Here is an 18313-nt window from a genome sequence, read left to right on the forward strand (position 1 = left end):
GCTTGAAGCTAAAAACCCTGCGAAAACATACGCTTGAAGCGGAGTTTCGGGGGTGTTTCGGCGTGTTCGCCGGATACCCGAAAACCGCCGTATCTGAGGTTTTCCACCTTTTGTCAGGAAAAAGAGGTGGCAAAAGAGGTGGCAAAAACACTTCTGGCGACTCGTGGGGCAGGGGGATTCGGTGCTGGGGCGCGTCAGCGCCCCGTGGTGCCGACGGATTCGCCTCTCCGACCTTTTCTAGCATCCTGACGGAAAGCTCTTGACTTTTCCGTTAAGCATGAACCGTTGTGCCTCAAAGCTTGATTCGTTTTTGGCTTTGTGCTAGAAGAAGGTATGCGGGCGATAGACGCCGACAGCATCCCCGAGGGTCCGGAGTGGGCTCTTCCCAGACATATTTGGAGGCGCATTGTGAGCGACCTTTTTACGCTGTCGCGGGCGGATGTCGCGGCAACCCTCGACGTGGGTTATTCGTCGGTCGGCGCTTGGCTCGCGCCCCTTCCTCTGCCCACGATGACCGGGGCGGATGGACAGCGACGGTATAGGCTGGTCGATCTGATCCCGGCCCTCCGCCAGAACCGCAAGCGCGGGCTGGTCGGTGAAGACCTCTCGCGTCTGATTGCCGCCGACCTCGCAGAGCGCGAGCGTCGGGGTGCGCTTGGCGCGGGTTTTGATTTGGACCTCGCCACCGCCGAGAATTTCCTTGGCTGCCTCACGCCGGAAGAGGGTGAGCGCGCGCAGCGGCTCTATGGGCGCGTGACCGCTGCCTTGGTCATGGCCCTGTGGGATGTTGCCGAGCCCACGCTTGCCGTGCGTGCATTGGCGCTGCCTGCCCATGTTCGTGCGATCTTCGGGGACCCCGCCGAAATGCCGCCCGAGGGCCGCGAAGTGTTTTTCGTGACTGCCTTCGCCGCCCGCAATGCACCTCATCTGTTCAACAAGGAGGCCGCATGATGGCCGAGAATCTGCAACATCTTGTCTCGCTTCTGGGCGACGAACACATGTCCGCCCTTCTGGACTCCACCACCAAGGTTGCGATGGCGGCATCCGCACTGGGTATTGAGGCCAGCACCGAAGAGCTTGTGCAGCTTGAGGCCGTGAAGCTGGCGGTTCTGGCAGATATGCCGCTCGACACGGTGCAGGCCGTGAGCCAGCTCAAGCAGGTCCCGAGCGTTGCAGAGCGCCTGCGCGCAAAGCACGCCGACGCCGAGACGCAGCAGCAGATTGCCGATGAAATGGCGAAGTTGAGCCCGCAGGCCCGGCTCACTAAGGCTCGCGAACTCGGACTGACCGGCCCGAAGGTCGCGCCGAAGGGGCCGCGCGACCGCGAGAGCGACCTTCGTGTCGTGAACGGCATCAAGAGCTTGAGCGTGCGCCTTTCCGAGGCCCGGAAGCGGGGGCTTGCGTGATGGACCTGACCGAGATCATCAACCGCCTGCGCGAACTGCCCGGCCCGTGGACTCGCCATTTCGACGAAAGCCGCCGCCGCCACGTGCTGCGCGAGAGCGGCGAGCCCCTGCCAGACCGGCACTATCGTCGCGTCATGCAGGCGCTTGGGGCAGTTGATCCCGACCCGCTTGACCGGCTGCCGGAACTGGCGCGATAGCGCCACCTAACAATCTGACCCAAGGAACACAGATGACTATCTACACCGACGACAACCGCGCTGTCGAAGAGATCGCGGACTATATTCGCTCGCTGCCGCAGCCTGCCCCGGCAGGCATGTGGCGGGCATTTTTCACCGCGCCAGCGCCGGATGGAAGCAGGACCTTTGACCCCCAGCTTGTCTATCGACGCACGATCAGCGCGGCAGACTTCGCAGCGCTGGAACGACAGTTCGAGGCCCGTGATGCTTGAGAAGATCGCCTCGTTCCTGATCGACAGCCCACACCTCAATCGCTGGCGGAACTTTTTCGTCCGCAGGGCGCCCGGGTATCACTTCGCAATGTGGCCCGCCGTCCTCACCGAGACCGAGTTTGTCGAAGTTGCGCGGCGCTGTGACGCCGCCATCCGCGCCGCTGAAACCCCGGCAGAGGCCCGCGCCCGCAAGCAGCGGGAACGACTCCACGCTCGTGCTGACGAAACCGAGCGCCGCCATGGCGTGTGACCCTCTCAAGCTCTGGACCGCTTTCGAGCGCGCCCGTGAACGCGCCCGGCTTTGGAAGCTGGGCCTGTCAGAAACCGATATCGGCGCCCGGCTGGCGCTGCAATTTCCGCACTTGGAGAAGTAGAAATGATGAATGGACTCGCTACCGAACGCCAGCGCTCTGCACTGTATCTGGCGATGGTCGATGCCCTCGCCCTCGACCATGGCAAGGTGGAAAAGAACGACGCCCGGGCGATGCGGGAGCGGTGCGCGGTCTTTGCCCGCCGCCCCTTCGATGTTTGTGCGGAGGTCTTTGATGTCGCGGCGCAGCTCATGGCGATGGCGGGCGGTGAAGGCTTCAGCGCGACCATCTCGGATGTCTGCGCACACATGCAGACGTCGCCCGAAGCGGCTGAAATGGCTCTGCGGTGCTGCGGCTGCACCGACCGTGCGCCCGGCGAGTTGGCATCGGGCAACAAGATTCTGTTCGGCCCCGGGCTGAGGGCTGTAGCCTGATGGCGGGCCTGCGTGTTTACACGTTCGCGCGGGGCTACTTTCACACGGGAGGGCGGATGGATGTAGAGCCCCCGCTGCCCCGCGACGGCGAGGCGCAGTGCTACATCGCCGCCGAAGGTAGCGAACCGCGTCTTTTCCGATCCGAGGACGACCTGCGGGCGGTGATCCGTGGATGCGCGTTGCCGGGCGATGTGGAAGACCTCGTGGCGTTCTACATGGGCCGTGATCCGCTCGCAGCAGAGGCCGCGTGACTGTTTTTCGCTTGAAGCGGAATGATTTCCAAATCGGAAACAATCGAGGCCAAAATCAGCGGATTCGAAGCAGGTTTTTAGCTTCAAGCTAACTTTCAACATGCTGATTTTGCACGATTAAACGTCTAGTGTGGCGCCCTGTCGGCAGCTACATTGACCCTGTATTATCAACGAAGAGGACGGCAGCGAATGGAACACGATGCGCAGGCCGCGCGCCTGATTAGGGATGCACACTTGCTGACTCAGATCGCTGAGCAGCCGGTCACGAAGAAGAGCCGCCAGCGTGCCCGGGCGGTGGCGATGGACGCGCTGGCAGCGCTCGACCGGCTTGACCGGCTTGACGGCGGGCGAGCCGCTTAGAGGTGGGCGCCGTCAGGCGCCCCCACCACCACCAAGAAAGGAGGATGCGCCATGGACCAGCGCGAGCGAATAGCCGCCCCCCGTTAAGCCGGGCGCGGGGCGGGCTTTGGAACACCGGCAGGAGTGAAGAGAAGATGAAGGCAGAATGCGCGGCTGACGTCGCCAAGAACACTGAGGCTCGCCATGCTTAAGGGCGAAGCTGGCAAGATTTACAGGAAGCTGTCGGAAGACACGCGCAAGAAGCTCGCGAAGACGCCGGGCGTTTCGAAGGACAAGGCGCTTGCATGGATCAATGAAGCCACGGCGCCTTCCGATGCCGAGCTTGTGGGGATGTATTGCGGGCTGATCCGGGCGGACGTGTCGGGGACGGAATACCCCGAAATCACCGACGCCATGGTGACCCGCTGGAAGGTCAAGCGCACCTATGCCGACGCCCTCCACAAGGTCGCCTATCACATCCGCAACGCCCCGGGCATGGACACCTTGCGGGCGGGCGTCATCGTGAATGAGGCGGGCCTTTCAGATCAGAAGACCTATATCCACAAGCGTTTGGAACAGGTCCATGACCCCCGGAACGCCCCGACCCTTTTCCGCCACGGCCTGACCGTGGCGGAAGTTGTGGAGGTAGCAGAGGCCGGGCTGTCCCAGATCGACGTCTTGACCAAGGATCAGTTCCAGCGGGCGCTGGCGGACTCCGTCAAGTTCTTTAGGCGGTCCGGGGACGACCTGACCGAGTGTCTGCCGCCGGACGACCTGACCAAGTATATCTACAACAGCCGCGACCTGCCGCTTCCCTATCTCGCGGCGCTGACGCGCCTCCCCACCATGGGCGAGAACTACAGGATCACGACGACGCCGGGCTACAGCCTCAACGGTTACGTCTACTATGCGCCCCCCGCTGATCTGGATATTCCGGCGCTGCCTTCGAAGGTGACGGCGGAAGACCTGTCGGAAGCGCGGCGCATCCTCGTGGAAGAATGGCTTGGCGACTGGCCGTTCGACGGGTGGAAGCGCGCTGACTTGGAGGCGGCAGCGCTCAATGGCGATAAGGACAACCCGCCGCCGCCGTCGCTTCTCAACGCCGTGGGCTTCGCTCTGGAACAGGTTGTGCGCCCGATCATCAAGGGGCCGCTGCCTCCGACGCTGTTCACCAAGCCCACGAGCCGCACGGGCGCCACCATGCTGGTGAACGCGGTCCAGACCGCCGTCAGCGGCGGCACGCACTCCATGGCCCTGACCGGCGATGACGAGAAGCTGGAAAAGGATATTGTCGCGGCCCTCAGGTCCAGCAACGCAGTTGTTCTGATTGACAACGTGTCGGGCGAGGTAGACTCCCCGATCCTCGCCAAGTGGTGGACCGATCCCATCTTCGCCGGGCGTGAACTCGGCAAGTCCAACATGCTGTCGTTGCCCGTGCAGCACAGCACCGGCATTACCACCAACAACGCCACCTTTTCGCGTGAGCTGACCGAGCGGCTTGCCGTGATCCGCCTCGACGCGCGCATGGCCCACCCCGGGCAGAGGACGGGCTTCCGTCACGCCAACATTCTGGACTGGACCCGTGAGAACCGGGGCCGGATCATCTGGGCGCTGTGTGTCCTCGCGCTGAATTGGGTGCAGCAAGGACGCCCGGCGGCCCCTGCGCCGACGACTTGGAAGGGCGGGCCTGAGGGCGTGCCCGAGAAGATCGTGTGGGGCGGTTACGAAAGCTACGTCGAAGTGGTCGGCGGCATCGTGGGCGCGGCTGCGGAGAACTGGACCACGTGGCAGGCGAACCGGCACCTTGTCGATAGCACGGCATACTCGGGCGAGGATGATCCGATCCTTGAGTTGCTGACGGCATGGCGCGAGGAAGGTGGCGAGAGCATCGCGGTTGGCGACCGCTGGGAAGGCGGCATCCGCGTGGAGAACGGACTCGCCGGTATTGCGCGTGAGCGCTCAATCTCGCTGCCTTACCCGGTGAAGCCGGTCAACCGCGATACCCCATTCGACTACACGCCCACGAGCCTTGGTGCGTGGCTCGCCAAGTATCGCGACCGCCCCTTTGAGATCGACGGGCAGGAGTGGGTGCTTGAGCGGTCGGAGAAGCGGGGCAAGCGCGGGCATATGTGGAGTCTGACCGAACTGCACGACGCAGACGAGGCCCCCAAGGCGGTCGCAGAGCCCACCGCGCCGGAGGCCACGCCCGAGTCCAACGTCACGTCGCTGCCTCGGCGGGCACGGCGCACGTGGGGCGATCTGTCGGACGAAGAGAAGGCGCGCAGGAGGGCAGCGTGTAAGTTTTGATCGGAAGACTGCGAACGCCCCTCCCGCCTATCGCGAAAGGCGTGAGGGGCGTTATTCTGTTTAGTATCAATGCCTTGCGGAGAAATTGGCGATTTGCGGCGAGGGTGTAGACCCCCGGAGTCTACACCGACTCTACACCCGACTCTACATCGCCTATTTTCCATTTAGAATCAGGTTGTTAAGTAGATTCTTCTGGAAAAGGTGTAGAGGTGTAGACTCCTCCCTACCGTTCAGGGAAATCACACATACCTTCGCCGCTGTCGTGAATGTATGTGTGTTCTGGGGGGGGAGCGGGGAAAGAGTCTACACCCTACACCCGTCCGCGAAAAATCGACATAAGTTGCTGAAGTTAAACGATAAAATTGACGTGTAGACTCGGGTGTAGACTCGCGGGGTCTACACCCGGTTTTCGCGGTGGTTGTCGTGATCGGTGGCGCCCGTCAGGGCGCGGAGGGAAAGCCTTTGGCGATCAGTCCGCCATGTTCTTTGCGCAGGCGTAGCATTCGTCGGCTGCGTGTTCTTCGTATGCTTCCTTGAGCACGTCCGTATATTCTCGGGCTTCCAACTCTGCCGCCCACGGGACAGGACCATTCTCGCCGCGATTCCGGTCTGCCATGGCGAACCGGTAGAAGTCGCTGTCCAAGTCGCTGTAGCCGCCTCCGTATGCCAGCCCGTGGAACTCGCAGAACTCCAAGGCCCCCTTGTCCACCAAGTATCCGGTGGCTGCCGCAAGGTTGTCCTCGTGTTCCATCATCGCACGCTTTGCACCGCCCATGGTCACCTCCGATGTCAGGGCGCGTCCGCTGCACGCCACCTCCACTACATAGTGCTGCGACAAGCTGCCGCAACCCTCACGCCGACGCGCCTCGCATCGCAGGGCCATGTACAGCTCCGACGCCTGCGCGTGAGGTGCCCTCTATTCAAGGCGATCCGAAACTTCGTTATAGCGCTTCTGAGCCTCGTCCCATTCGAATTTTGCCAAGGCCAAATTACCTGCACCGACCCGAAGAGCGTTGGAGTACGTTTCGTGGGCCTCTTTTAGGTTCGTCAGAGCTTCGTCCCACTCATTGAAAAGCTTATGATCTTCAATTGCCATAGCGCTCTCTCCTTCTGATTGCGCACATCTAGGCCGACCGCTCGACATGTGTCTAGATAATCTTGACCGGTCGCGGCCGTATGGGCGTGCAAGGTCAGATTTCCTTGCTTCGCGCCACATGCTTCGTCTAGCCTCAACATATGGTTGTGATGATAGTGGGCGCCCAGCATGCCTGAAATCGACGAATGGAGCTTCGAGCGGCAATCGGATCGGCTCTATTTCCACTTCGACGTTTCCGAACACTTCCTCAAGCTGGAAACCTTCATACGCACCGCTGAGAGCGCTAGCCGGGTAATCGGGGCTCTGAATGCAGAGTTGTTCGACGGAACGCTTGACTATGAAATCATCGTGCTCCCTCCTGAACCGGGGACATTCCTTTCCAAGCTCGCGATATTTGTCACCAGTATTGGCAGTGTGTTTGCTTTCGTGAACTCAGATGTTGGTTCCGCATACATCGAAGGCTTGACCGGCAAACCCTCCGTCTACTGGGCGAAACAGGTCGGTGAGACCTCGCACGATCTCTTGGAAAAGGGCAAAGTTGCGCTGGAGGCTGAGCAGCCACCCACCAGCGTGACACCCCCTGTGCCTAAGGACACATCCGAGCAATGCAGGGTTGGCGCTCAGCTCGTCACGGATATGGCCCGGGGCGTCTTAGAGAAGGACCCCATCAAACTACGCTTGCTCGGCATTGACGGTGACGACCGGATGATTGATGCGCTCGAAGCGCGCGGAGATTTCTACCGCGCCTGCATCGACGACCGCGAGGTCAAGCGGATCGGCTTTACTCCTGAGGGTGATTTTCCAATCCCAAGAAACTCCTTCCCTGAGCGAGCTCAAAAACCAGAGCGCAAGGAGAAGGAAGACGAGCCGTTGCCTTGGATGCTGGCTATTGAAAACGTCCGGGTCACCTCTCCTAACTGGGAGCGGGACGATCAGAAAGCGAGGCAGTGGAAAGGCAAGGATTCGGTTCGGAGAGAGTGCTTCTTTGTAATCGAAGACGCCGAGTTCTGGTTTCACGTAAAGAGGAAAGACCTAATCGTTGACGTCCTCGATAACCTGAAAGTGCAGTGGGCCTATCAGGTTGTCGGCAAGCGTATCAAGAATAGACGAGTTCTCCGGGTTCTAGAGTTCAACGGAGAGAAGCTGGCGGACCCTCTCAGTGACGATGCCGTCCGGGCAATGCTTGGCCAGTTCACCAATGCTGAGACCCCACCTGCAAACGGCGACCTTTTTGACGACACGGACCGCTGAAACACCCTGTCAGCCGCCGTCGAGATCGACTGTAGCAACATGGACCGATCAGTTCACTTTGTCGGTCATGACAGTTTTAGTCAGGAATAGCCGAAAACGGCGCTAAGCGCCGCTAACGCGGCCACCATCGCGTTCCAAAAGACCCTGCCTGAACGGAACACACACCCCGAACAGATTCAGTGTTCCACACACATTAACATTGCCATTTTGGAACAGATTTGGCACAACATCCTAAGATGTATGTGGAACAGATTCGGAGGTATCATGTTTATCGGCTACGCTCGGACCAGCACCTTGGAGCAAGAGGCAGGACTCGCCGCTCAGAAGCGCGATCTGGACGCGCTGGGGTGCGACAAGGTGTTTGAGGAACAGACCTCCGCAACCGGGGAACGACCCCGCCTGACGGCGGCTATCGACTACCTGCGCGAAGGCGACACGCTGGTGTGCACGAAGCTCGACAGGCTCGCGCGTTCGGTGCTGCACATGGGTGAAATCGTCAATGAAATAAGGGCGAAAGGCGCCAATCTGCGCATCCTTGCGCTGGACATGGACACCAGCACGCCGACTGGAACGCTGTTGCTCAATATGCTTGGATCGGTCGCCCAGTTTGAGCGCGAAATGATGCTGGAACGGCAGCGCGAAGGCATCCAGAAGGCCAAAGAGGCGGGCAAATACAAGGGCCGCAAGCCTACCGTGCGGGCGCAGTCCGACGAGGTTCTGGGGCTGCATAAGGCGGGCGTCAGCCCGACCGAGATTGCCCGCAAGCTGGGGATCGGCAGGACGTCCGTCTATCGCATCCTGAACGCCGCAGAGACGCCCGCCTGACGGCGGGTGACGGGCGCCTCGGCGCATCCCCATCCGGCCCACACCCCACGCCTCTGAGGCTGCCTGATAGGGCGGAATCTGAAAGTGAGGCGGATTGGGCGAGCCCGCGTCAGCGGGCAACCCTTCAGACACTATCTCTGGGGTCCCAAGGCACCCCTACCTCAATATATGGACGCAGGCGCGGTAGCTGTATGCGTGCAAACCGCAAACCACAGGGTAGGTGAATCTTGCACTTCACATCCGGTTTGTATCCGGGACACATCGCACTCGAAAAGGGGGACCCGCCGGGAAAACAAGGGGGGCCTGCTTTCCCGTTTCCGGCCCCAAATTTTTTTGGGTAAACCGGTAATATTTTGGTGCACATGTGAAGTGACCCGTTTTGGCCAAATCCGGGACTTTGAGGCCCTTTTACGGTATAATTATAGCCACTCAGACCGGCGCGGGGACGCTCCATTCCCGTTGGGCCTGTCCATAGCCCGGGGCCGCTGGAAAGCTTCTCTGTCTTCTCAATTTCCAGCGGCTCGTCCCCGCGCGATGCTGAGCGTGAAGCGAAGGCTATCCCTGCAATACTCAGGCCGGGGGTTATCCGCCACAGCGTCCGCGCCGCAGAGCATGTCCACCAAATATTGATGTAAGCCTGTCTCCTGTTCACTCTGAAGTCGCCTCTAACACACTCGCCTGACGAGAAGGTGGAGGGAGGCATCAATTCGATGCGTCTAGCGCAAAGGGCACAAGTAAGAAAGGGCAGGGAGGCCTGCAAAGCAGCAGCATCTCTTCCCCATAAAGTGCTCGACCTAGGATGCTAATACGCGCTGGCGCGGCGCACTGCCAGTTATTGACACGCCATCTATGACATCAATAAGCGCAATATAGTTTGAAAATCCAAGAATTTGTGGAATCTTTCCACTTACTTCAAAATGCCTTCGAGCTTCATGGCCGAGTTGAGAAAGAAGAATCCCATCTATGTATTTGGGGAGTGACAAAATTGAATATAGCCATGTCGAGAATATTTCAAGATTGATTTGATCAGTTTTGTTGGTGGGAATGTCAGGGTGCTGCCATTTTTCAACACTAGAGGAACGGAAAACGCGCTGAGCGCCAGCGGACTCACCTACGACATCAATACCTTCAATGCTATTCAGAAGCTCAACATAGCTCCTAAATCCAAGTGAATCCGGGATTCTTCCGTCGAAGTCAAAGTGCTGCCTTGCCTCCGCGCCAATCCTTGAAAGAAGAATGCCTTGAGAGGCATTCGATTCTGCAAGGAGTGCTTTGGTCCAATTTTCAAAATTATTAAGAGTGAGGGGAACTCTTTCTTCCTGACTTTTGCCTGAGAAGTCGGCCTCCTCGATGTGCTTTGAGTAATTAACCCACTGTGATCCGCCGGGCTTTCCGAGGACACTAATGCCATCTATATCTTTTACAAGGTCTATATAGCTCGAAAAACCTAGAGCGTGAGGTATCTTTCCATCGCACTCAAAGCTTTGGCGCGCTTCCACGCCCAAACGCGATAGGAGAAGTCCTTGCGAACTGGCAGTCTTGTCGAGCGCCTCTTTCAGCCAATTTTCAAAGGCGTCTCGACTCAGTTTCTGCTTTCTAAAAGTCTCCTCGCTTGTCCAGATTTTTTCCTTTCCAGAAATATTTACCCAAAGATTTGGTGAATCACCTGAGACTTCCAATCCGTCGGTGGCGTTGACTAGAGCTGCTAGCGATTCGTAGCCCAAAACCTCATGAAGCTCTTTTGTAGATTTGAATTCAGTGGATAGCTCTGCTCCCAATTTATATAGCGACATAGATCCGTTTTTGCTATTTGATTTCGCTATTTCTCTAATTTGCTTTCCGAAATCAATTTTTATGTGATTTAGGTTTAGTACTCCAAGGCTCATGGAGAAGACGGCATTGTCATAGAAGCTGACTTCAATCGCAGTCTTCCCTCTAGGGTTTTCAGCATAGCGGAATTTGGCAACAGCTCCAAGTTCTACAGGTTGGCCTGTGCGCAGATGGCCATTCTCAAGTCGCAAAAAGTATCTATTGCTTTGCACGTCCAAAAGAAAGGCATATAGGCCGCGCTTCTCAACGTAACTCACATATCCATCTCGATATAGATTGTCGGCATCGAAGACGTTTTCGGGCGATTTTTCATCTTGCTGTGGGGTTTCATCGATTGTCGCGCCGACGCCATCAGCTCGCTTTTGTAGCTTCTGGCATACTTCAATCGCGGTATCAGCCCATCTGTCGATTTCATTCAACCCAAAATCAAATAGATTTCCAGCCATTTCCATCCATCGGGCGCTAAAAGACTGCCCAATGTCCACTCCTACCTTGACGCCCTTTGCGGCTGTCTCTATCGCCTTTGGCATTTTTTTTGCTGCGGTAACAATGTTTTTGTACCACCTAACAACAACAACGCCAAAACTTAGCTCCGCCTTTGAAACCCTTGCTAGACCCTCAGTATCTTTCAGGGTTCGAGATAACGTGTCAGCACTTTGCGAATCAGCATTCGAAATGCTATCGAGTTCTTCAAACGCGGTTCTCATCATTATCTCGATCTTGTCCGCATCGGTGACGACACGAGAAATTTCGGATTCGGATGATACCGTTACAGATCGAAGATTGCTGAGATCTTCCTCATTCTGTTCGCTCGCTTGATACCGATACTCATCGAGAGCAGTCGTAATTGATGCAATCAGCTCACTAAGTCGTTGATCAAGCGACATTCCGCGAAGTAGTGCAGGCTCACCGCTAGGTGCACCTGCGGCTTCATTCGGATCTTCTACAAGAAAGTGGTTTCTGCGGATAGCAGGTACGCGACCTCTTGCATACTCCAGAGGGGCCCGACAACCCTCCGCTGTACCATTCTTGAGATCTGACAGAGTTGTGCAAATGTCGATCAATGAAGCCGTCGGAAAATCATCTGGCAAGAAATTCTGCTCATTAATAGCAGAAATGACCTCCGTCGCAGCTTGGGATACTGATACTAGCTCTTGGCGGAGTGCAGCATTCGGTTTGTTGTACTTAAGTGCCAATAGTCAGTCCCCGCACGCGCCCCAAGGTGGCATGACTGTACAACAACTCGCGTGTGTGGGAAGGGCCCAGTCTGCCTCGCAGTCAAATCGGCATAAACTGATTGTGGTCGGCTGTGGGGCCGCGGGGCGTTTCCTCCCTAGAGCTAGCGGATCGTGTCGGGGTCTTGATGTTCCACATACGAACGTGGCCAAGCAGCTCGGGCGGCATGCCTGCCGTGCTGCACCCAAACGGAGCCGTTATCCCGCTGAGCTGTGGTCGCGAGGTGCCGGTGGAATTTGTCCGGCGCGCAGAACGCTGGCAGGGTCGCCAGAGTGACGAACAGCTTCACGATTGACACGCTAGATGCGGACAGCTTCCGCAAGAGCAAGGGGCAGACCGCGCTGGGCATGGCGATGGCGGGACAGCGGGCACTCAATCCGGACGGTTGAGAAGGTAGAGGGCCTCTTGCGTGGTTCAACCCGCGCGGGGATAAGAGGGGCGCAATGACCGATTCAGACAAGTTCGAAGTTGGGCGTTTGGCCCGCCGATTGGCTTCTGGATACTACGCGTTTGTGGTGGCGCATCAGGTGGCGGTGAATCCACTTTCGGCAAACGCGCTGCCGCCGCCGCAGCGCCTCGGGCCAGAACTGATAAGATTCCCCACAGGTAAGATCAAACGTAAAGACGGTACCTATCATTCAGTCCATATGCTTCATTTCCTCGACTTACTGCGCGAGGACCAAAGCTTGCAGGAGGAGTTCTTGCGCGCATGGGCAATAGGGGCGCTTCTGACACTAGATGATGCTCTGAAGGTCCATAATCACTTCGACAACGCCCCGGTCCTTGAGCTTGTTTATCACCTGCGCAACGGTGTGGCCCACGGCAATCAGTTTACAATCAACAGCTCGGGCAAGAAGCGTCTCGCGCGTCATCCCGCTCACAATCGAGACGCCGTGGTGCGGAGCCCAGAAGAAATCGTGTTCGAGATTACGGAAAGCACATCCGGTCCGGTCCTCTTCGACTTCATGGGTGCCGGGGATGTGATCGACCTCCTACAGTCTGTTGAGTGTCATCTGACTCGCTAGCCTTGACTGACCTGCCACTGAACTGTCATCCAGTCGGAACCAGAGCCCGTTTGGTTGATACGCCTTCCGGCCCAAGTGGAGCAACCGACATCCGCGCGGAGCTTTCAGATCGCGCAGCGCGGCTGTCGGTTGCGGTGAACAGGCGCTCGGCGAACGCCTTGGGCGTATCGTAGCCAAGCGCCGACCGCCGCCGTGGTCTTGCCCTGGATGATCTCGATCACCAAAGCGGTCTTACGCTTCGCGATCCATCGCTTGATGCTGTCGTCCATCGTCATACTCATCGCTACGTTCTCCCTTGTGGCATGAGCAGGATTTCACTGGGTCAATACAGTGTTCGCGTCCGCAGTTGCCAGCGGGCGGCGTTCGACAATCGCCGCGTCCGGATCTGTCACCCTCACCGACTACAAAGGATTCTCAGTTCCTTTCGGAGATGACGATGAGTCGGCACGAGCAACTTCACCTCTTCCAGGCCGCGCAACGCGTGGCGCGCTTCCTTCCCCCGTCGAGAGGTCTGGCGCTGCGGTTCTCGGAATGGATGGAGGACGCCGATCCCGATTTCGAATGGGAGCCGGACCGAGACAGAAGCTCTCGACGCGTTGAGCGATCGGAGTGGAACGATCTCAACCGTCGTATCGACACGCAGGTGACTCGGCTGGCGCGGGCAAGGCCGGACCATGCCGCGCGGTTCGCCGAGATGCTGGCCCGGATGATCGGCCTCACCACGACCGAGACCTCGCTTCTCGTGCTGGCGTTGCGAAGCGACGGGCGCCAGGGGCTGGGCGGGCTGATCGACTTTCTGCTGGATGACTGCCACATGCCGCGTGTGCAGGCGATTGCGCTGATCACCGGACTGCCGCTCTCCGCCGTTCGTCGCGCCTTGGCGCCAACTGGCCGGATGCAGGCTTCGGGTCTGCTCGAGGATTCCTCCCACATACATCGGCAGCAGTTGGGGCTCGAACTTTCTTCTCGTCTGGCAACCGCCTTTGCCAAGGGTGTGAATTCAGAGAAGGCCCTTCTGTCCGCTCTCTTCCCCCGGGCGCCCGCGCCGGAAACGACCTGTGATGACTTCACCCATCTCGGGGCCGGGGGCGATCTTGCCCAGCGGTTGCTCCGCGCTGCGCTGAGCGGCAAGCGTCGTGGCGTGAACATTCTGCTCTACGGTGCGCCCGGGACCGGCAAGACTGAGTTCTGCAAACTTCTGGCGAGGCGCCTCGATGCGCCGCTCTTCGCGATCGGGGAGGCCGATCCCGATGGGGACGAGCCTTCGCGCGGCGAGAGAATGAGCGACCTGCTTCTCGCCCAGCGTCTCCTGGGACGACCCGGGTCCGCGTTACTGCTGTTCGACGAGATGGACGATCTCTTGGACCGCAATTCCTTCGCCGCGATCTTCGGGCTGCGTCGGGGCACGGGCCGGTCGAAGATACATCTGCACCGCATTCTCGAGACCAACCCGCTGCCGGTGCTGTGGACGATCAACGACATCTCCGACTGTGACCCCGCCTTGCTTCGAAGAATGTCGCTGTCTCTCGAGATCCGCGCGCCCGGTCCGAAGGTTCGAGAGCGAGTCTGGCGGCGACTGGCCGAACGTGAGCGCCTCGACCTCGGCGAGGGTGCGGTCCGGCGGCTGGCGCGGGATGTTGCCGTGCCCCCGGCGCTTGTCTCGGGGGCGCTGCGGGTTACGCGCCTGACTGGAGGTGGGGAGGACGACCTGACTCTGGCGATAGAGGCGGCAGCAAAGGCGCTGGACGGTGGGCGGCGGAGGCCCCCGTCGCCCACGAAAGGCGCCCCGTTCGATGCAGAGCTGATCGAGGCGGACCTTAATATTCCCGCGCTCGTCACGCGGCTCCGGGATGCAGATGCGGACCGCGCCGTCTCGTTCTGCTTCCATGGACTGCCCGGCACCGGCAAGAGCGCGCTTGCCCGCCATCTGGCAGAAGCGATGGAACTGCCCGTAATCCAGAAGCGGGCCTCGGACCTGCTCTCGAAATGGGTGGGCGGTTCCGAGCGCAATATCGCGCGCGCCTTCGAGCAGGCCTGCGACGAAGAGGCCTTTCTGATCTTCGACGAGGCGGATTCCCTGCTGGGAGATCGCAGCCGCGCCGCGCACGGCCACGAGATCATCCAAGTCAACGAGATGCTGACCTGGATGGAAAGCCACCCTTTGCCATTCGCCTGCACCACGAACCTTGCCGCGAGGCTCGATCCCGCGACGCTCCGCCGCTTCACCCTGCGCGCCGAGCTGAGGCCGCTGGGCGGCGCGCGGCTGACACGGGCCTTCGAGACGTGGTTTGCCCGACCCGCGCCGGAGGACCTGCTCGCGATCGAGGGACTGACACCGGGGGACTTTTCCGTGGTCGCCCGTCGCCTGGTCCTACTCGGGCCCCGGGGCGCCGAAGACCTCGTGGAACTTCTGCGCGAGGAAGTGCGGGCCAAGGGCATGAAAGCTTCCCGAGTGGGATTTCATTGACTAACCTGCAGGTTGAAGGGGGAAGCTCATGCTCAAGGCTGTTGCGCAAGGGAAATCCGGAAGCCTGCTGAAACGGTGGGCCGAGGGGGATCATGCGGTCAAGAGCCGCCCGCAAGAGGATCTGGTCACCTCGGCGGTGTTCGGCAATCTCGACCTGCTTGCCGAGCCGGATCGGCGGGAGGCGCTGAGGCTTCTGCTCGGCGAGGAGGCGTGGAAGGCATTTGCCCCCCCGAAGGGCGCAACGATCAGGATCGAGCTCTGGCGCCAGGGCCTGACGGCTCCGGAGGACGGCACGAAAGTGGAGCCCGATCTCCTGCTGAAAGCAGGAGAACGGACTGCGATCGTCGAGGTGAAATGGTATTCGGCCCTGTCCGAGGACCAGCTGGGTCGCCAGCTGCGTGCCGTCCAAGGGGCGGGGCGCGAAGTCTGCGCGATCCTCCTGCTCGGCCTCCCGGGCGATCTCCGTATTGAGGGTGTCAAAGCAAGCGCGCGAACATGGCGCGACGTGGCGCGGGCGCTGGGCGACCCGTTGGCACAACCGAACACGCCGCTTGGTCACTGGAAGTCCATGGTGGGCGCATTCTTGGCAGCAACGGAACGCGGCGCCGTGTTCCACGGCTTCGGGGGGCTCGAGCTCACGCCGGTCACCGGCGTGGAATATCGCTTCAGGTGCGGCTCATGCCCGCCTTGGTTCGAAAGGAATCTCCTCGAGGTGACCGAGGTTTCTTATGTGTGGAAGGGGAGGAAGAAATGACGCAGTCCGACGAGGAAAAGGCCCGTATTCTCTGGCATTCGGCCAAGAATGTCTTTGCTTCCTACAAACATCTCGATGCCTTGTATGGGGCCGTCGATGAGAACTTTTGCGAGATTTCGTTCAAACATGACGGTGACAATTTCACCGGCGATCAATCGAATTGCCCCAAGGACGGCCACTTTGACAGCGACTGGGTGAACTTGGTCTGGAGCAGCCACGCCAATTTGCGTGCGCAAAAGAAGAAGGGGCGGCCAAAATTGGTTGGAACGGTTTCTGCACATCTCATGCTTGCGGATGGGGGTGACGCAGATCTTGCGCCGGACTGGACCTGGCGCGGTCAGCCCTGCCTGATCGCCGGCTGGCACGAGGAGGGGTCCAGGATGGCCTCTGAATGGGACGATGGGGGCTACTGGACAGTGGACTGGTTTGACCCGACCGACGAAGACAGCACCGGGCACATCTCAGCGGGAGGTAAGTGCATTTGGCGCTACAAGGATGAAATGGGCTTGGATTTGAAGACTGGCTTCTTCGTAGTCCCGATCTTCGACCTCACCAGCGAAGAAGATCTCGAAAAGCACGTCTTCAAGCCCTTGATAAGGCTTTTCCAGGGCGCCTCCGAAGACGACGCCTTCCCTGAAGACAGCCCCGCCGTCCGCACAGCCAAGTGACAGAAAACCCGCGCAAGCTCGGCATCGTGCAGCATATCGAGCTTGCCCTGCGCCTTGCCGCCACCTCCGAGGGCTTGACGATCGACGAGATCGCCGAGGAATTCGAGGTCAGCCCGCGCACGGCGCAGCGGATGCGGGCCGCTCTCGACACAGTCTTCGAGATCGAGGCGTTGAAGGACGGAACCCGCCTGCGCTACCGGCTGGCGCAGCGGCTCGATCCTGCATTGGTAGCGCCGTCTCGGGCCGAACTGAGCGAATTGGCGCTCGCCGCCCGGGCGTTGGCGGACAGTGGGCAGGAAAACCGCGCGCAGGTGCTCGAGAGGCTCCACAAGCGCTTGCTCGCTGCGCTGCGCCAGCGCGACAAGCTCCGCCTCGCCCCGGATCTCGAACTCTTGGAACAGCGCCAACTGCCGATCATTCCCGCTGGACCGCGCGCGCCTGGTGCGCCGGGAGTTGTCGCGGCTTGCCAACAGGCGCTGCTCGCCGACTGTCTGTTAGGTTTCGACTATACTTCTCCGCGCGGCTACCGGCTCCACGAGGTTGCCGTGCGTGGCTTGCTCGTCGGTGCGCGCTCCTACCTTGTGGCCGCTGGGAACGACTGGGGTGATCCTATGCTTTTCCGCATCGACCGGATTTCGGGCCCACGGGTCACCGAAGCGCCTGCATGGCCTGACACCACGTTCGATCTTGAAGCTTTCGCGGCGCGCTCTTTCGGCGTGTTTCAGGAAGATATGCAGGACGTTGTTCTGCGTTTCGACGCGGTGATCGCCGGCGAGGCTCGGGCTTTCCGCTTCCATCCCGCCCAGATGGTTCAGACACTTCGGGATGGGCGTGTAGAGGTGCGTTTCGAGAGCGGAGGTCTTCTCGAACTTGCGCAACACCTGTTCACATGGCGCGGCATGGTGGAGGTGGTTTCACCTGAGGCTCTGATCGAGATGTTCAGGACGGAATTGGAGACCGCACTGAAACGCCTGCCCGATAAGTAGGCCCCCTCAGCAGAATGTGAGGGGGATCATGATACGAAACCTACTGATTTCGTGATTGAAGTGGACCGAAGACTTGTCGCGCAGTGCCAATGCGGAGTTTGGAAGAGTATGTTTGGACTTGGAAAGAAGGATAGGAACGGCAAGCAGGTTCGCTTGGAACACCGCGGAAAACACGTTCGAGCCAGTCGCACAGGAGGCGTGGCTGTGCGTGCAGAAAAGCGTGTCGGGCGCGTAAACTTGACCGCCAATTCGGCCCACGGTTTTCGTGCGTCAACCCGCGTTGGGAACAATACTCGGGTTGCCCTACAGGATGGTAGAGTTCAGTTGATCGGTCGCTACAGAAGGGGACCGTTCCAGATCAACTTGGCGAAGAGCGGCTTCAGTTTCTCGGCGCCAAGCAAGCATGGCACGCTGAACCTGACAAAGCCCCAATATTCGAGTTTCAGGATGTTCGGCCTCCATATAAGGGGGCGTCGGGCAGCGCGGCTAATGCTGCTCTATTTGGGGGCGCGGCTGGCATGGATGGCGCTCAGCATCATCCTTATGGCAGCGATCTGGCTGATCAACTTGGCCTTGCAGGTTATGTGGCTGGTCTTGCTGCCGCTTATCTCCGTTCTCGATAGGCGAGCTAATGAAGTGCAGACCGCACCAGAAACTGACGATGGTGCGGCCTGAGAAC

Annotated in this window: 21 protein-coding genes; 17 read left to right on the forward strand and 4 right to left on the reverse strand. The window is 59.5% G+C overall.

The window, feature by feature from the left end:
* Positions 1-408: 408 nt before the first annotated feature.
* From ACFOES_RS15285 to ACFOES_RS15325, 9 genes are all read left to right on the forward strand, one after another.
* The gene (locus tag ACFOES_RS15285) at positions 409-951 is read left to right on the forward strand and encodes a hypothetical protein (protein ID WP_377834173.1); all 543 of its coding nucleotides are present in this window, start codon (positions 409-411) and stop codon (positions 949-951) included.
* Positions 951-1406, forward strand: coding sequence for a hypothetical protein (locus tag ACFOES_RS15290; protein ID WP_377834174.1), 456 nt, complete (start codon positions 951-953; stop codon positions 1404-1406). Before ACFOES_RS15285 ends, ACFOES_RS15290 begins: the two co-directional genes overlap by 1 nt.
* A complete protein-coding gene (locus ACFOES_RS15295) occupies positions 1406-1603 on the forward strand; it encodes a hypothetical protein (RefSeq protein ID WP_377834175.1) in 198 nt (65 codons plus the stop codon). Before ACFOES_RS15290 ends, ACFOES_RS15295 begins: the two co-directional genes overlap by 1 nt.
* Before the next feature lie 32 nt (positions 1604-1635).
* A complete protein-coding gene (locus tag ACFOES_RS15300) occupies positions 1636-1854 on the forward strand; it encodes a hypothetical protein (RefSeq protein ID WP_377834176.1) in 219 nt (72 codons plus the stop codon).
* Positions 1847-2104, forward strand: a complete 258-nt coding sequence (locus tag ACFOES_RS15305; RefSeq protein ID WP_377834177.1) for a hypothetical protein — start codon at positions 1847-1849, stop codon at positions 2102-2104. Before ACFOES_RS15300 ends, ACFOES_RS15305 begins: the two co-directional genes overlap by 8 nt.
* 126 nt (positions 2105-2230) lie before the next feature.
* On the forward strand, positions 2231-2599 hold the full coding sequence (locus ACFOES_RS15310) for a hypothetical protein (RefSeq protein ID WP_377834178.1): 369 nt from the start codon (positions 2231-2233) through the stop codon (positions 2597-2599).
* A gap of 56 nt (positions 2600-2655) precedes the next feature.
* Positions 2656-2850 (forward strand): hypothetical protein, encoded by a 195-nt coding sequence (locus tag ACFOES_RS15315; protein ID WP_377834179.1) that lies wholly within the window; start codon positions 2656-2658, stop codon positions 2848-2850.
* Positions 2851-3039: 189 nt separating this feature from the next.
* On the forward strand, positions 3040-3210 hold the full coding sequence (locus ACFOES_RS15320; protein WP_377834180.1) for a hypothetical protein: 171 nt from the start codon (positions 3040-3042) through the stop codon (positions 3208-3210).
* A gap of 183 nt (positions 3211-3393) precedes the next feature.
* The gene (locus ACFOES_RS15325) at positions 3394-5496 is read left to right on the forward strand and encodes a hypothetical protein (RefSeq protein ID WP_377834181.1); all 2103 of its coding nucleotides are present in this window, start codon (positions 3394-3396) and stop codon (positions 5494-5496) included.
* 469 nt (positions 5497-5965) lie between these two features.
* On the opposite strand, the gene ACFOES_RS15330 is transcribed toward ACFOES_RS15325, so the two are convergent.
* Both ACFOES_RS15330 and ACFOES_RS15335 read right to left on the reverse strand, forming a co-directional pair.
* Positions 5966-6271, reverse strand: a complete 306-nt coding sequence (locus ACFOES_RS15330; RefSeq protein ID WP_377834182.1) for a hypothetical protein — start codon at positions 6269-6271, stop codon at positions 5966-5968.
* A gap of 141 nt (positions 6272-6412) precedes the next feature.
* Positions 6413-6592 (reverse strand): hypothetical protein, encoded by a 180-nt coding sequence (locus ACFOES_RS15335; RefSeq protein ID WP_377834183.1) that lies wholly within the window; start codon positions 6590-6592, stop codon positions 6413-6415.
* A gap of 168 nt (positions 6593-6760) precedes the next feature.
* Between ACFOES_RS15335 and ACFOES_RS15340 the strand changes: the two genes are divergently transcribed.
* Positions 6761-7843: a hypothetical protein gene (locus ACFOES_RS15340; RefSeq protein ID WP_377834184.1), complete on the forward strand. Its 1083-nt coding sequence runs from the start codon at positions 6761-6763 to the stop codon at positions 7841-7843.
* A gap of 264 nt (positions 7844-8107) precedes the next feature.
* Positions 8108-8668, forward strand: coding sequence for a recombinase family protein (locus ACFOES_RS15345; protein ID WP_377834185.1), 561 nt, complete (start codon positions 8108-8110; stop codon positions 8666-8668).
* 794 nt (positions 8669-9462) lie between these two features.
* Here ACFOES_RS15345 and ACFOES_RS15350 read toward each other — a convergent pair.
* Entirely contained in the window at positions 9463-11694 is a 2232-nt protein-coding gene (locus tag ACFOES_RS15350; RefSeq protein WP_377834186.1) for an OST-HTH/LOTUS domain-containing protein, read from the reverse strand.
* 483 nt (positions 11695-12177) lie between these two features.
* On the opposite strand from ACFOES_RS15350, the gene ACFOES_RS15355 reads away from it, so the two are divergent.
* A complete protein-coding gene (locus tag ACFOES_RS15355) occupies positions 12178-12759 on the forward strand; it encodes a hypothetical protein (RefSeq protein ID WP_377834187.1) in 582 nt (193 codons plus the stop codon).
* 104 nt (positions 12760-12863) lie between these two features.
* Here ACFOES_RS15355 and ACFOES_RS15360 read toward each other — a convergent pair whose 3' ends face one another.
* Positions 12864-13028, reverse strand: a complete 165-nt coding sequence (locus tag ACFOES_RS15360) for a hypothetical protein (protein WP_377834188.1) — start codon at positions 13026-13028, stop codon at positions 12864-12866.
* A 167-nt stretch (positions 13029-13195) separates the two neighbouring features.
* On the opposite strand from ACFOES_RS15360, the gene ACFOES_RS15365 reads away from it, so the two are divergent.
* The 5 genes from ACFOES_RS15365 to ACFOES_RS15385 all read left to right on the forward strand — a co-directional run bounded on the left by ACFOES_RS15365 (position 13196) and on the right by ACFOES_RS15385 (position 18309).
* Positions 13196-15226: an AAA family ATPase gene (locus tag ACFOES_RS15365; protein WP_377834189.1), complete on the forward strand. Its 2031-nt coding sequence runs from the start codon at positions 13196-13198 to the stop codon at positions 15224-15226.
* 28 nt (positions 15227-15254) lie between these two features.
* Entirely contained in the window at positions 15255-15980 is a 726-nt protein-coding gene (locus ACFOES_RS15370; RefSeq protein ID WP_377834190.1) for a hypothetical protein, read from the forward strand.
* On the forward strand, positions 15977-16648 hold the full coding sequence (locus ACFOES_RS15375; protein WP_377834191.1) for a hypothetical protein: 672 nt from the start codon (positions 15977-15979) through the stop codon (positions 16646-16648). The genes ACFOES_RS15370 and ACFOES_RS15375 overlap by 4 nt, the downstream gene beginning before the upstream one ends.
* Positions 16645-17634 carry a helix-turn-helix transcriptional regulator gene (locus ACFOES_RS15380; RefSeq protein WP_377834192.1) on the forward strand — a complete coding sequence of 330 codons (990 nt, stop codon included), beginning with the start codon at positions 16645-16647 and terminating at the stop codon, positions 17632-17634. The genes ACFOES_RS15375 and ACFOES_RS15380 overlap by 4 nt, the downstream gene beginning before the upstream one ends.
* 324 nt (positions 17635-17958) lie before the next feature.
* On the forward strand, positions 17959-18309 hold the full coding sequence (locus ACFOES_RS15385; protein ID WP_377834193.1) for a hypothetical protein: 351 nt from the start codon (positions 17959-17961) through the stop codon (positions 18307-18309).
* Positions 18310-18313: the final 4 nt, after the last annotated feature.

Origin of the sequence: Acidimangrovimonas pyrenivorans (assembly GCF_042643245.1) — a bacterium.
Classification (GTDB): Bacteria; Pseudomonadota; Alphaproteobacteria; order Rhodobacterales; family Rhodobacteraceae; genus Acidimangrovimonas; species Acidimangrovimonas pyrenivorans.